1 protein-coding gene is annotated in these 537 nt (G+C 71.1%); it reads right to left on the minus strand.

The annotated features are described in order from the left end of the window. Positions 1-97: 97 nt before the first annotated feature. The coding region (locus AC01FP_RS18925; protein WP_474482494.1) for a PEP-CTERM sorting domain-containing protein at positions 98-537 on the minus strand (440 nt) is incomplete at its 5' end.

Here is a 537-nt window from a genome sequence, read left to right on the forward strand (position 1 = left end):
CTCGGCTTCGCGGTGTTCGCCGGCGTGGCTGCCGACCTCGCGCTGAAATGAAGAAGCGGGCCCGGGGGCCCGCTTGCTGGGATGCCGCCGTGGCGGCTCAGGCGGCCTTGCGGCGGCGCGACAGCGCACCCACGCCGGCCAGCGCCAGCCCGGCCAGCGCCAGCGAACCCGGCTCGGGAACGGCCCCCACGCCCACGCCGAAGTCGGCCGCGTCGAGGAAGTTGCCGTAGGAGTTGCCGGTGACCGAGTTCAGCGAGATGAACGAGAAGCGCACGGTGTTGCCCAGCGCGATGATGCCGGCGCCGGTGTGGAAGCTCCAGGCCGCGTTGCCGGTGCTCACGGTCTTGCTGTCGAGCACGGTGTCGTCGGCGGTGCCGAAGGTGTTGTCGGTGCCGAGGTCGGTGAGCACGAAGCGCATCGTGTCCACGCCGTCGCGGCCGCGGTGCGCGAACTGCCAGCCCACGCTGCTGCCGGCGGCTATGCCGCCCACGTTCTGGTACAGCGTCGACACCTGGTTGGCATTCAGCTCCGCGAACT

Source organism: Cyanobium sp. NIVA-CYA 375, from assembly GCF_056108345.1.